This is a genomic window from Granulicella sp. 5B5 (assembly GCF_014083945.1).
Classification (GTDB): Bacteria; Acidobacteriota; Terriglobia; order Terriglobales; family Acidobacteriaceae; genus Granulicella.
The window spans coordinates 3,517,874-3,530,174 of sequence record NZ_CP046444.1; the positions used below are offsets into that span (position 1 = coordinate 3,517,874).

11 protein-coding genes and 1 tRNA gene are annotated in these 12,301 nt (G+C 63.2%); 6 read left to right on the forward strand and 6 right to left on the reverse strand.

Annotated features, from left to right (window positions below; translation table 11 throughout):
• Positions 1-32: 32 nt before the first annotated feature.
• The 3 genes from GOB94_RS14865 to GOB94_RS14875 all read left to right on the forward strand — a co-directional run bounded on the left by GOB94_RS14865 (position 33) and on the right by GOB94_RS14875 (position 2,899).
• The gene (locus GOB94_RS14865; protein WP_255484026.1) at positions 33-770 is read left to right on the forward strand and encodes an acyloxyacyl hydrolase; all 738 of its coding nucleotides are present in this window, start codon (positions 33-35) and stop codon (positions 768-770) included.
• 25 nt (positions 771-795) lie between these two features.
• Positions 796-1,752, forward strand: coding sequence for a glutamate formimidoyltransferase (gene ftcD / locus GOB94_RS14870; protein WP_182276643.1), 957 nt, complete (start codon positions 796-798; stop codon positions 1,750-1,752).
• 205 nt (positions 1,753-1,957) lie between these two features.
• Entirely contained in the window at positions 1,958-2,899 is a 942-nt protein-coding gene (locus tag GOB94_RS14875) for a hypothetical protein (RefSeq protein ID WP_182278651.1), read from the forward strand.
• 87 nt (positions 2,900-2,986) lie between these two features.
• Here the strand turns inward: GOB94_RS14875 and GOB94_RS14880 are convergent, their stop codons facing one another.
• Entirely contained in the window at positions 2,987-3,289 is a 303-nt protein-coding gene (locus tag GOB94_RS14880) for a zf-HC2 domain-containing protein (RefSeq protein ID WP_182276644.1), read from the reverse strand.
• Between the two features lie 37 nt (positions 3,290-3,326).
• Entirely contained in the window at positions 3,327-4,094 is a 768-nt protein-coding gene (locus GOB94_RS14885; RefSeq protein ID WP_255484027.1) for a sigma-70 family RNA polymerase sigma factor, read from the reverse strand.
• A gap of 180 nt (positions 4,095-4,274) precedes the next feature.
• On the opposite strand from GOB94_RS14885, the gene GOB94_RS14890 reads away from it, so the two are divergent.
• Positions 4,275-6,635, forward strand: a complete 2,361-nt coding sequence (locus GOB94_RS14890) for a transglycosylase SLT domain-containing protein (RefSeq protein WP_182276645.1) — start codon at positions 4,275-4,277, stop codon at positions 6,633-6,635.
• 2 nt (positions 6,636-6,637) lie between these two features.
• On the opposite strand, the gene GOB94_RS14895 is transcribed toward GOB94_RS14890, so the two are convergent.
• Both GOB94_RS14895 and GOB94_RS14900 read right to left on the reverse strand, forming a co-directional pair.
• The gene (locus GOB94_RS14895; RefSeq protein ID WP_182276646.1) at positions 6,638-7,894 is read right to left on the reverse strand and encodes an ABC transporter permease; all 1,257 of its coding nucleotides are present in this window, start codon (positions 7,892-7,894) and stop codon (positions 6,638-6,640) included.
• Positions 7,895-7,896: 2 nt separating this feature from the next.
• Entirely contained in the window at positions 7,897-9,171 is a 1,275-nt protein-coding gene (locus GOB94_RS14900; RefSeq protein WP_182276647.1) for an ABC transporter permease, read from the reverse strand.
• 105 nt (positions 9,172-9,276) lie between these two features.
• Here GOB94_RS14900 and GOB94_RS14905 point away from each other — a divergent pair.
• Both GOB94_RS14905 and GOB94_RS14910 read left to right on the forward strand, forming a co-directional pair.
• A tRNA-Leu gene (locus tag GOB94_RS14905) sits at positions 9,277-9,365 on the forward strand.
• Positions 9,366-9,431: 66 nt separating this feature from the next.
• Entirely contained in the window at positions 9,432-10,688 is a 1,257-nt protein-coding gene (locus GOB94_RS14910) for an arsenic transporter (RefSeq protein ID WP_346265625.1), read from the forward strand.
• On the opposite strand, the gene GOB94_RS14915 is transcribed toward GOB94_RS14910, so the two are convergent.
• On the reverse strand, positions 10,685-11,029 hold the full coding sequence (locus GOB94_RS14915; RefSeq protein WP_182276648.1) for a hypothetical protein: 345 nt from the start codon (positions 11,027-11,029) through the stop codon (positions 10,685-10,687). The two genes, GOB94_RS14910 and GOB94_RS14915, sit on opposite strands and share 4 nt — an antisense overlap.
• A 57-nt stretch (positions 11,030-11,086) precedes the next feature.
• Positions 11,087-12,253 (reverse strand): citrate synthase, encoded by a 1,167-nt coding sequence (locus tag GOB94_RS14920; RefSeq protein WP_182276649.1) that lies wholly within the window; start codon positions 12,251-12,253, stop codon positions 11,087-11,089.
• Positions 12,254-12,301 lie beyond the last annotated feature (48 nt).

Here is a 12,301-nt window from a genome sequence, read left to right on the forward strand (position 1 = left end):
GATGGCGGCTTTCGATTGTGAGGAGATGAAAGATGCGGATGCTTTGGTTGGGCCTTGGTGTGTTGGCGATGACGGTGAGCGCGGCTGCGCAGCAGACGGCATCGCCCACTGTAGATTCGCACGCGCTCTCTCCGGTTGAGACTGCCTCGCAGTCGAAGTGGGACATCGGCGCGTTCTTCGAAGGTGGCCCCGGCCTCGAGCAGCGGACGGACTACTCGTTCCTGATGGCGGGCGTGCAGGCTGGCAAGATCCTTACGCCGGAGATCGGCCACGGCCCGCTCAAGGGCAACTTCGAGTACGCCATCCAGGTCATCCCCTACTGGCAGTCCTTCACGCCGAAGAGTCAGCGCCTGGTCGACTGCCCCGCGGGCGCGACCTCGGCCTCGCAGTGCTATGGCCCGGTCACCGCTGGCGGCACGTATCACGGTTTCAGCATCACACCGTTCGTCTTCCGCTGGAACTTCATGCACGGCCGCAGATTTATGCCGTGGGCGCAGGCCGCGGGCGGGTTGCTGTATACCACGCGCAAGTACCCCGGCACCGGCAACCTGGACTACACCGACCCCACGCAGACCGGCCCGGCGGCCGATACCAGCGTGTGGAACTTCCTGCCGCAGGGCGGAATCGGCGCGCATTATTTCGTGCGTCCTGACCGCTCGCTCGACTTTGGCATCAACGGCGTGCATCTATCCAGTGCGAGCCTCGGCGACAAGAACCCCGGCGTGAATGTGAGCCTGCAGATGTCGGTGGGCTACACCTGGTGGAAGTAAGCAACAGGCAGCAGGAACGGAAGCAATGAACGAGAACAGCACGAGCCAGCCGATTGTGGAGTGTGTCCCGAACTTCAGCGAAGGTGTCGACCGCGACAAGGTCGAGACCATCGTGCGGGCCATGCGCGTGGACGGCGTGCATCTGCTGGACTACTCGCTCGACGCCGACCATAACCGCTCGGTGGTCACCATCGCCGGCGCGCCGGAGGCCGTGGTCGAGGCAGCCGTGCGTGGCGCTGGCGCGGCGGCGAAGCTGATCGACCTGACCCGCCAGAAGGGCGAGCATCCTCGTATCGGCGCGGCGGACGTGATTCCGTTTGTGCCGGTCAGCGGGCTCTCGCTGGTGCAGTGCGTGATGCTGGCTCGGCAGGCGGGCAAGGAGATATGGAACCGCTTCGGCGTGCCGGTGTACTTCTATGAGGCGGCGGCGGCGCGGCCTGATCGCGTGAACCTGGAGGACGTGCGGCGCGGCCAGTTCGAGGGCCTGCTGCGGGACGCGGCGCGGGACACCGCCCGGCGCCCGGATGTCGGTGGGCCGGAGCCGCACTCGACCGCAGGGGCCAGCGCCGTCGGGGCGCGGACGTTTCTGATCGCCTACAACATCTATCTGGGGCCGCACACAGGGCTCAACCTGCCGGTCAGCCAGGCCGATGTAAGCCTTGCACGCACGATTGCGAAGGAGATTCGGGCATCCAGCGGGGGCCTGCTGGGCGTTAAGGCTATGGGAGTGCTGGTTAATGGCCGCCCGCAGGTCAGCATGAATATCACCGACTTCACCCGGACCCCGGTGCCGAAGATCCACGCCGCGGTCGCCCAGATCGCCCATCGGCACGGGGTGGAGATCGGCGAAGGCGAGCTGATCGGGCTGATCCCGGAGCAGGCTTATGAGCCAGAAGCGGATTGGATACGTCAAATACCTCAGTTCGACCCGGAGGAGAAGGTTCTTGAACGCCGGCTGCGCCATCCACTGGCCTGGCCGTAGGCTGTAATCCGGGATATAGCTGGCTGTAATACACTTCAGCGCAGGAAGAACCCCCAGCTGTAAATGCCCCTAAAGCGGTCTTTTATAGCTTGCGGGGCAGCATGAGATTCGGAAACAATGGTATCGGTGCGCTGGTGCGCGCCGTGCAGGAGCATACAAGGTGAAGACATTGAAGAGTTTGCAGCATCCACTAACGGCCCTGGCGATGGCAGTCCTGGTCTCCGCAACCTTTGCCTCCGCCGCCCACGCGGCGCAGCTGAGCATCGACGCTCGCAGCTCCATCCCGCGCGATGTGCAGCAGATCATCGTGGTCGACTACAAGGTGATGCAGAATTCACCGGCGGCCATGCAGTTGAAGGACCGGGTGCTGCCGCCTGAGCTGAAGCGGCTGGAGGGCGCGCTGAAGAGCAGCGGCCTGAAGGTGGACCAGGATGCCGACACGCTGGCGTTCGCGGCCTTCCGCTCCGGCACGGACAAGAACGGCAATGCTGGCACGCGCATCCTGGGCGTGGCGCAGGGCCAGTTCGATACCTCGGCCATCATGGCGCACTTCGCCAAGGAGAAGACCAAGCCCGTCACGTACCGCCAGAACTCGATCTACCCGATGGGTTCGGCCGGCATGAGCATCGCCTTCCTGAACCAGACGACGATGATCTTCGGCGACCGCGACGCGGTGAAGGCGGCGCTCGACGCGCGCGATGGCCTGCAGCCGAACTTCCTGCAGAACAGCGAGATGATGAACAGCATGGCCGCGGTCGACTCCCGCGCGGTGTGGAGCCTGATGGACCAGGCGGGCACCCAGACCATGATGAAGAGCGTGCTGGGCGAAGCCTCACAACTGGCGGACTACGACACTGTCAAGGCCCGTTTCAAAAATGCGCGCTACACCATGGACTTCTCCAACGGTGTGAAGTTTGAGATGGACGTTGTGACCTCCGACACCATCACGGCGGCCACGGCGGCGGCGCTGATGAAGGGCGTCGCGCTGATGAAGAAGACCAGCGGCTCGCCCCTCGAGAAGTCGGCCGTGGACGAAACGACGATCGACTCCAACGCGGGTACGCTGACGGTGAGCTACTCCTCGTCGGACACGCAGTTCGCCGGTCTGCTCACCTCACCGCTCTTCCAGCAGGTCGTCACCAAGTAATCGCAGCCTGTTCCCGAAACGAAGAAGAGGCGACCGATGAGGTCGCCTCTTCTTTTCCATCTTGAAGTATTTGGCTGGAACGCCGCCTTACGAGTGCTGCTTGGCGGTCTGGTTCGCCGCCGGCGTTACGCCCTTCAACTCGATTTCCGGGTACTTGCCCACAGCCCGACAGCGCTCCATCACCGCAGCCCGCAGGCGGCTGGACAACTCCTCGGGGAACTCATAGGCCTGGGCCCCGCGGTAGACGTCGATGGTTTTGCGCGTGGTGTCTACAACCACCTCGCAGTGGTGACACGTTCCGAGGTGCTCTTTCACCTCAGCCATCAGGCTGGGATCGATCTGCCCATCGAAGTAGTCGGTTAGTTTCGCCAGAAAATCTGTGCAGTTCACTTCGGTTCCCTCATGGCTGCGTCGTACCCCAATCTTCCTATGACTTCGCCAGCTCTTTTGTCTGCCTAAAGTAACGGCTAAGGCGCTCGCGCAATTGGAGCCGCGCGCGCAACAACCGCGACTTGACGGCCGGAACGCTTAGCCCTAAGGCCTCGGCAGTCTCTTCCGTCGACAAGTTTTCGATGTCCCGTAACGTGAAAACGGTTCGAAAACCTGGGGGCAGACCTGCAATTGTCTTGCGCAGGATCTCGGCGAGCTCGGATTGCGAGTAATTCTGCTCCGGATTTGGCCGCCATTCGGCGAAATCGCGGGGGATAGAGCCCTCGTCGGTTTCGACGTCCTGGTCCATGGAGACGGTACGGGAGGTTTTGCGCTTACGCAGGCGCATCAGGCTCTCGTTGACCGCAATGCGGACCAGCCATGTGGAAAACTTGGAGTTGCCCTGGAACTGTTCGAGCTTCTGGAACGCCTTGAAGAACACATCCTGGGTGATGTCCTCGGCGTCCTCGCGGTTCTGGGTAATGTGCTGGGCGGTGCGGAAGATCTGGCGATCATACTGCTTCACCAGCTGCTCAAAGGCGGCTGTGTCACCAGCCTTGGCGCGTTCCACCAGCAATACGTCGGGGTGGACTTCGACGGGCTCGGCGGTTTCGTCAGGCGAGAGAACACCGTCCAGCTCGACATCCTGCAGGTCAACGGCCTCTGGATCGAGCGGATCGATTGCCGCCGGCAGGACGGCGGGGCCTTTGGCTCCGGCTCGCGGGGTACCGGGTTTTGTGATGGCAGAAGCAGGCGTTGCGGCCATAGTGGGCTCCATAAGCCAGTGTACTTGAGGTACCGCCGTGCGTGCCAGTCGATTGCGCTCGTCCGTCCCGGAAGCCGGGTTGCCCGGCAGCAGTTACCTTGGTTGATTCTCCGTTTGCGATGGCACCGCGTCATGAGCGGGCAGCCAGCCGTTAGAGTCAAAAGAGATGTGGAGCATGGAATGAAACAAAGCAGTTTCCGGTGTGCCCTCCAGTGGCGGTGGATTGCGGGGATCGCCTGCGGGGCGGCGGTCAGCCTCGCGTTTGCACAGAGTTCGAGCAGTACAGAAAAGCGGCACAAGAAAACAACTGCGGCGCACCACAGCACGCACGCGAGCGCCGAGAAGTCCCACAGCAAACGAGCCGAAGAGCACAGCACGAGCAGCCGGGAGCGTCGAGGGCACCACACACCTCTGCGCCGCGTCTCCATGCCGAAGCCTACGCATGAGAGCATCCGGCTGAGCCATGCCTTTGTGGCCTCGGCCACACTGCGCCCCATGGCCCAGCAGCTCATCACCTCGCGCAGCGCCGCGGCGTATGCGGGGGTAACGGCCTTTGCCGCCGAGCATCCGGGCGACGGCGCAGCGGCGGCCAACCTCGCGCTCGGCCACGCTTATCTGCTCGACAAGCGTTACAGCGACGCCGAGTTGGCCTTCCATCGCGCGGCAGTGGGCGACGCCGCCCTGAGCGACTACGCCGACTACCTCGGCGCGCAGGCCGCCGTGCAGGGCAACCGCGCGCAGGACGCCGTACCCCTGTTGACGAAGTTCGCCGAGCGGCATCCCGGCAGCCTCTTTGACGATCAGGCGCCCGTGCTGCTCTCCAACGCCTACCTCGCGCAGAATGACCCGGCAAGCGCCCTGCGTGTGTTGCAAGCCGCTGGCACCGGCGCTGAGTCCAGTCACGTCGACTACCGGCTTGCGCTCGCCAAGACCTACCAGGCCGCCGGCAACACCACCAAGGCCGCCGACCTCTATCGCAATATCTATCTCGGCGATCCACTCTCGCCCGAGGCCGCCGTCGCGAAGACGCAGATGCTCGCAATGAACACGCCGCTGACCGCCGCCGACCGCAAGCGCCATGCCGACGCCCTCTTCAACGCCAAGCAGTACGGCGAGGCCGCCGAGGAGTATCGTGCGCTGCAGAAGAACGATGCCGAGCTCAGCCAGGCCGACCGGGACGCGCTCGAGATCTACGTCGCGGTCTGCGACCTGCGGCTCAAGAAGCTGCGTCCCGGCGAAGTCGACCACCTGCCCGACACCGGCGACGACAGCGCCGCGCTGCGCATGTATCTGCGCGCGGAGCTGGCCCGCAGCGTCGGCAAGTACGACGAGCAGGACGCCATCGTGCAGCAGCTAATGCAGAGCTACCCGCACAGCCGCTGGTTGGAGGAGGCGCTCGACTCCGGCGGCAACATGTACCTCATCCAGCACAACAACAGCCGTGCTATCGCCGACTACACCGCGCTGGTCGAAGGCTTTCCGCAGAGCATCTATGCGCCGAAAGACCACTGGCACGCGGCGTGGCTGAACTATCGCGAACGCCGCTACCCCGAGGCAGCGCGGCTGATGGACGAGCAGATCGTCCGCTATCCACTCGGCAACGAGATCCCCGGCGCGCTCTACTGGCGCGGCCGTCTCTATGAGGACGTCGAGCACAACTTCAGCCAGGCGCTCAACTACTACAAGGCGCTCAGCGACGCCTATCCCAACAGCTACTACGCGCTCGAAGGCCGCAAGCGCATCGCCATCATCGGCACAAAGCCTGCAGTGGCGCCCGCGCCTGCGCTGGCTTCGGTGCGTGTGGTCGATGACCCGCACCTCACCGACGTACTGCCGGAGAACGATCCACATCTCATCAAGGCGCGGCTGCTCGCCAATGCCGCGCTCAACGAGTACATCCGCCCGGAGATCCAGCTCAGCGACACCTCCGCTTCGTGGGGAGCGCTGGCCGAGGCCCGCATCTACCAGAGTTTTGGCGAGGATGCTCGCGCTCTGCAGGCGATGAAGCGCGCCCACATCCCCTTCTTCTCGTTGACAGTGGACGATGTGCCGATGCCTTACTGGGAGATGGAGTTCCCGCGTCCCTACTGGACGCAGCTACGCACCGATGCCGAAGCCAATGGGCTCGACCCCTACCTCGTCGCGGCGCTCATCCGGCAGGAGTCCGAGTTCAATCCCGGTGCCGTCAGTCCCGCGAACGCCTGGGGCCTGATGCAACTGCTGCCCTCCACCGGCAAATCGCTGGCGCGCAAGGAGGGCATCCGCCACTTCTCGACCAGCCAGCTACTTGACCCCACCACGAACCTGCAGCTCGGCACCCGGGATCTGAAGAACTCCATCGACAAGTACAGCGGCCAGATTGAGTACGCTCTCGCCGCCTACAACGCAGGCGACACACCCGTGCATAACTGGATCGCGCTCAACAACTACAAGGACATCCCCGAGTGGGTGGAGTCGATCCCGTACACCGAGACCCGCGAGTACGTGCAGAGCATTATGCGCAACCGCGAGATGTACCGCGCCATCTACTCCGGCCGGTAGCGCTACTCGTGGCGCAGCGCTACCACCGGGTCCATGCGTGCGGCGCGCATGGCAGGTAGCAGCCCGCTGACGATGCCCACCAGCGACAGGATCACGAATGACACGATCATCGTGCCGGTTGAGGCGCGCAGAATAATGTCGCCGTCATGGTTGGCCGTTTTGTACATCGCCGAGTACAGCGGCATCGGCGGAATCAGATAGCCCGCGAAGTAGGCGACGATCATGCCCACAACGCCAGCGATCAACGTCAGCACCAGGCTCTCCAGCAGGAAGTGCAGCATGATGTCGCGCCGCCTGGCGCCCAGCGCCTTCATCAATCCGATCTCGCGCGTGCGCTCCGTCACGGAGACCAGCATGATGTTCATCACACCAACACCGCCTACCGCAAGCGTCATCGCGCCGATGATCCCCAGCAGCACCTGCAGCGCAATGGAGAACTGCACCATCGACTTCCCATCCTCGATCGTATCCCACGTGCTCACGGCCTTGTCGTCGCGCGGGTCGAAGTGGTGGCGCTGCGCCAGCACCGTGCGCACCGCCTGGATCGCCCGCAGGTGCAGCTCCGGCGACGAAGGCTGAAACACGATCATGTCCGGCGCGACCTGGTTGCGCAGCGTCCGCATCGTGTCGAACGGCACAAAGATGTTCTCGCTGTCCGGCCCGTTGTTGGATGAGTCCTGGATCTTGTTCCGCAGCACGCCAATCACCGTGAACGGCTGGCCCTCAATCTGCACGACCTCGCCCACCGGCGGATAGCCGTTGAAGAGCTTCTCCGCTGCGTGCGGCCCAAAGATCACTACCTGCCGATGCTCGCTGAAGTCGGCGGCCTCGAAGTAGCGGCCATCCTCAACATCCAGCCGCCGCATACGGCCGTACGGCAGGTCGATGGCCTTGGCTGAGATGTTCACCGTCTTCGGCCCATACTTCACGCTGAATCCGTCATCCGTCTCTCGCGAGACAGCGCTGAGGAAGGGAAGCGCATCGCGCACTGCTTCGGCATCGCCTTCAATAAACTTTATCTTCTGGCCGGAGCGCTCGCCCCCCGCCTGCATCGACGTCTGCCCGCCCCACATCATCACCACGTTGTTGCCGATACCCATGAACCCTTCGAGCACCGCATTGCCCACGCCGCGCCCGTAGCTGATCAGCAGCACCACCGTCACCAGCCCCCACATGATGCCGAGCATCGTCAGCACCGACCGCACGCGGTTGCGGTTCAGCGACTCGATCGACTCGGTAAACACCTCACGCACGTTCATGGCTAATCGGTCCTCAGACATTCAATCGGTGTCATCCCCGCAGCACGCAGCGCGGGATATGTACCGGCGGAGACCGTAATCACGCCCAGCGTTACCAGCGATGCGATGATCGCCGTCGCCGAGATCACCGGATGCGGCACGAAGTCCGGCAGCGGCAGCATCCGGATCAGTACGCACACGCCCACACCGCAGACTAGTCCGGCCGCGCCGCTCACCAGTGTGATGATCGCGGACTCCACCAGGAACTGCCGCCGTATGTCGCGCGCTGTGGCACCCAGCGCCTTGCGCACGCCAATCTCGCGTGTGCGTTCGGAGACCGCCACCAGCATGATGTTCATCACACCGATGCCGCCGAGCAGCAGCGTCAGCAGTGCGACGGCCGCGAAGAACAGCGTCATCACATGGAAGATGCGGTCGGTAAACTGTGCGCCCTCCAGCGTGTCCCACACCCACAACGCGTCCAGGTCATCCGGGTCGAAGTGGTGCCGTTCCGCGAGGATCTCGCGCACCTCACGCAGCGCCGCCACATGCTTTTCAGGCGAGACTGGTTGCACCACAATGTTGTTCACCGTGCCCACCGGCGCTGCCTGCGCATCCGGGCCCGTGCCTTTGAAGTCCGGCGGAAAGTCGCGCAGCATCGCGGAGAAGGGCACAAAAAGCTGCGTGTTGTCTGGCCCGGAGCCATAGCTGCCGTTCTGTTGCTTCTTGGCTAGTACGCCGATCACCGTGTACGGATACCCTTCAATCATCACCGGCTGCCCGATCGCAGGCTTGCCGGGAAAAAGCTGCCGAAAGCTTTCCGCTCCCAGAATAACGACGCGGTTCGCATTGGTCTCGTCGTCGTCGTTCATCAGGCGCCCCTGTTCCACCTTCAGCGAGCGGAAGTTCTGGTACTGCGGCCACACCCCCCGCACCGCGCGGCTTGAGGCGTTCCATTGGCTCACCTCGCTCACCGTGCGCCTAATCTCGGGAGAGACCGTCTTCACCAGATGAGCATCCTGCTGGATCGCCTCCGCGTCGCCGATGTTGAGTTGGATGTTCCGCCCCGACGCATAGCCACCCGAGGGCATCGCCGTCTTGCCGCCGAAGCAGATTGCGATGTCTGTGCCGATGGTTCTCAGCCGCTCATGCTGGTCGATCCCGAAGCCGATCCCCAGGCCCACCAGCAGGATCACCGACGTGATCCCCCACAGGATGCCGAACATGGTCAAAAAACTGCGGAGTTTGGACTCCCACAGTGCCGCCAGCGTTTGTCGAAAAATCTCAAGAATCGGCATGGTGATAAGGGGACTGCAAAGGCTGATACGCGCCGTGACGCCCACCGGTTCCCGCCTTAGGCGACTTTCAACGCCGCAGCACGGTACGATGGTGAGGCGGCCATCGCCCGGATGGTGGAATCGGCAGACACAGCGGACTTAAAATCCGCAGCTGCGAAAGCGGCGTGGGGGTTCAAGTCCCCCTCCGGGCACCATCGGCGGCTAACCTCAATGCGCTGAATCCCATCCTACAAACGACCCACCGCCACCGGAGGACGCCGTTGCTCGCTCACATCCTGTTGTCCGCGATTGTGGGCCTCAGCATTCTGCTCATGCTCGTCCGCCCGCGCAACATCGCGGAGGTCTGGTGGGTCGGCGGCGGTGCATTTCTGCTGGTCGCTGTTCGACTCATCCCACTCTCGCTCGCCGGCCGCGCCATCGCGCAGGGTACCGACGTCTACCTCTTCCTCATCGGCATGATGCTGCTCTCCGAACTTGCCCGCGAACAGGGCGTCTTCGACTGGATGTCATCGCATGCCGTTCGCAGCGCGGCCGGTTCCAGCACGCGCCTCTTCACTCTCGTCTACGTCATCGGTGCGCTGGTCACCATCTTCATGTCGAATGACGCCACCGCCGTCGTTCTCACCCCCGCCATCCTCGCTGCCGTACGCAAGGCAAAAGTTGAGCCGTTGCCGCACCTCTTCGCCTGCGCGCTCATCGCGAACGCAGCCTCGTTTGTGCTGCCCATCTCCAATCCCGCCAACCTCGTCGTCTTCGACGGCGCAATGCCTCCACTCGCGCGCTGGCTCGCGGGCTTCGCACTGCCGTCGCTGCTCTCCGTCGCCGTCACCTACACGGTCATGCGCATCCTCTTCCGCAAGCAATTGCGCGCTCCACTCGCAGGCTCGTCCAACAATGTCGAACTCAGCAGCAACGGCAAGCTCGTCCTCGTAGGCCTTGCCTTTATGGTCGCCGTGCTGCTCACAGCCTCCGCGATGGGCCGCGAACTCGGTCTGCCAACTTGCCTCGCCGCATTGGGAATCACTGCCGTCGTCTGCCTCCGCGCGCGCACCAACCCCCTCGCTCTGGCAAAGGAGATCAGCTGGACCACCCTCGCGCTCGTCGCCGGGCTCTTCGTCATGGTCAACGCGGTCGAGTCCATCGGGGCGCTCCGCTATACGCAAGCGGCGCTGGCTTACGTGCAACACCTGCCCACGGCAGCCGGAGCGTACCTCACCGGCTTCGTCGTCGGCATCGCCAACAACCTCATCAACAACCTGCCGCTCGGCCTTATTGCCTCGGGAACGCTTCATGCGTCGCGAGTTCAAGGCCTGCTAGCCAATGCGATTCTCATCGGCGTCGATCTCGGCCCGAACCTCTCCGTCACCGGCTCGCTTGCCACCATCCTCTGGCTGCTCGCTCTGCGCAAGGAGCACGTTGAGGTCAGCTTCGGTCAGTTCCTGAAAATCGGAATCGTGGCGATGCCCATCGCTCTGGCCGCAGCCTTAGCGGGTGCTGTGCTAGTGCACAGCTTTTAGAACTTGTAAGGAAGGTTCTTCCAGAGCAGCGGTATGTAATACGTCTCCAGGTACCACGACACGACGAACAGAAACGCCATAGCTCCCAGCGTCAGGAAGTAGATCCGCATCGGCAGCGTCCCCAGTATGGAGGGTAACGGCTCGGCCCCGCGACGCTCCGCCCACGCAAAGAACAGCCCGCTCACAAGGCAGCACGCCGCAGCCAGCGCAGCCCTGTCCATCGAAAGCAGCAGCCGGTCCTCCCAATGCGTGCCCGGCACAAAGAACGCGCTGAACAGCAACGGGAACAGCGACAGCAGGCTCACCATAAACGAGAACGGTTTGCCGAGTTCGACCAGCACCGCGGGCCTCCTGCGACGCCACTATCGTAACTCCAAACCTGTGCGGATGGCTCGAAACTATGCGCTCGGCTTGGGCGGGTACGGCTTGGTCTGCGACGTCCGCTGCTCCATCGGCACATAGGGCGCAGGCCACGCCGGGCCCGTGTAGTCCGCGCGCGGGCGGATCAGCCGGTTGTCGTCGTGCTGCTCAATCACATGCGCGCACCAGCCCGCAATGCGGCTGATCGCGAAGATCGGCGTGAACAGGTCGATGTCGATGCCCAGCGTCGTGTACGTGCTCGCCGAGTAGAAATCGACGTTCGCGTTCAGCTTCTTCTCGTCCTTCACAAACAGTTCGATCTTGCGCGACATCTCATACCACTTCGGGTTCGCGTCCCTGCCCAGGTCTTCGGACATCTTGCGCAGGTGCGTCGCGCGCGGGTCTTCGGTGGTGTACACGCGGTGGCCGAACCCGGAGATCTTCACCTTGTTCGCCAGCATCGTGCGCACATGCTCCACCGGGTCCTCGCCCGCCTTGTCGATGTCGTACAGCAGGTGCATCACAGCCTCGTTCGCACCGCCGTGCAGCGGCCCCTTCAGCGCACCGATCGCGCCGGTAATGGCCGAGTGCATATCGCTCAGCGTCGCCGCGATCACGCGTGCTGCAAACGTGCTCGCATTCAGTTCGTGGTCCGCGTGCAGAATCAACGCTACATCGAGTGCCTTGGTCGCGGTCTCGGTCGGCAGCTCGCCGTTCAGCATCCACAGGAAGTTCCCTGCATGCGAGAGCGAGGTGTCGGGCTTCACAATCTCCTTGCCCTTGCGGATGCGGTCGAATACCGCCACGATCATCGCAATCTGCGCCGTCAGCCGGAAGCTCTTGCGCAGGTTGCCGGTGTGCAGCACGCTCTTCTCGTCCGGGTCGTAGATCGACAGCAGCGACACCGCTGTGCGCAGCACCTCCATCGGCGACGCGGTCTTCGGCACGTTCTCCAGGAACTCGATCACGTCATCCGGTAGCTGACGCGCCGCGGCCAGCTGATGGCTGAAGTCGTTTAGCTCGCCCGCCGTCGGCAACGCGCCGTTCCACAGCAGGTATGTCACCTCTTCAAAGCTGCTCTTTTCGGCCAGCTCGTGGATATCAATACCACGGTAGGACAGGATGCCCTTGGCGCCATCGATAAAGCAGATGGAGGATTCATTCGCGACGACGTCCTGCAAACCTTTGGGAGCGGAGGTAGACATGCTGCGTTCTCCTTTAGAAATCAAATGTCGATTGATTATCGAATGTGG

Excerpts from the sequence above, each read along its gene's own strand:
- GOB94_RS14895 (WP_182276646.1), bottom strand. The coding sequence starts at position 7,894 with ATGAACGTGCGTGAGGTGTTTACCGAGTCGATCGAGTCGCTGAACCGC.
- GOB94_RS14890 (WP_182276645.1), top strand. The coding sequence starts at position 4,275 with ATGAAACAAAGCAGTTTCCGGTGTGCCCTCCAGTGGCGGTGGATTGCG.
- GOB94_RS14920 (WP_182276649.1), bottom strand. The coding sequence starts at position 12,253 with ATGTCTACCTCCGCTCCCAAAGGTTTGCAGGACGTCGTCGCGAATGAA.
- GOB94_RS14865 (WP_255484026.1), top strand. The coding sequence starts at position 33 with ATGCGGATGCTTTGGTTGGGCCTTGGTGTGTTGGCGATGACGGTGAGC.
- ftcD (WP_182276643.1), top strand. The coding sequence starts at position 796 with ATGAACGAGAACAGCACGAGCCAGCCGATTGTGGAGTGTGTCCCGAAC.
- GOB94_RS14885 (WP_255484027.1), bottom strand. The coding sequence starts at position 4,094 with ATGGCCGCAACGCCTGCTTCTGCCATCACAAAACCCGGTACCCCGCGA.
- GOB94_RS14875 (WP_182278651.1), top strand. The coding sequence starts at position 1,958 with ATGGCAGTCCTGGTCTCCGCAACCTTTGCCTCCGCCGCCCACGCGGCG.
- GOB94_RS14900 (WP_182276647.1), bottom strand. The coding sequence starts at position 9,171 with ATGCCGATTCTTGAGATTTTTCGACAAACGCTGGCGGCACTGTGGGAG.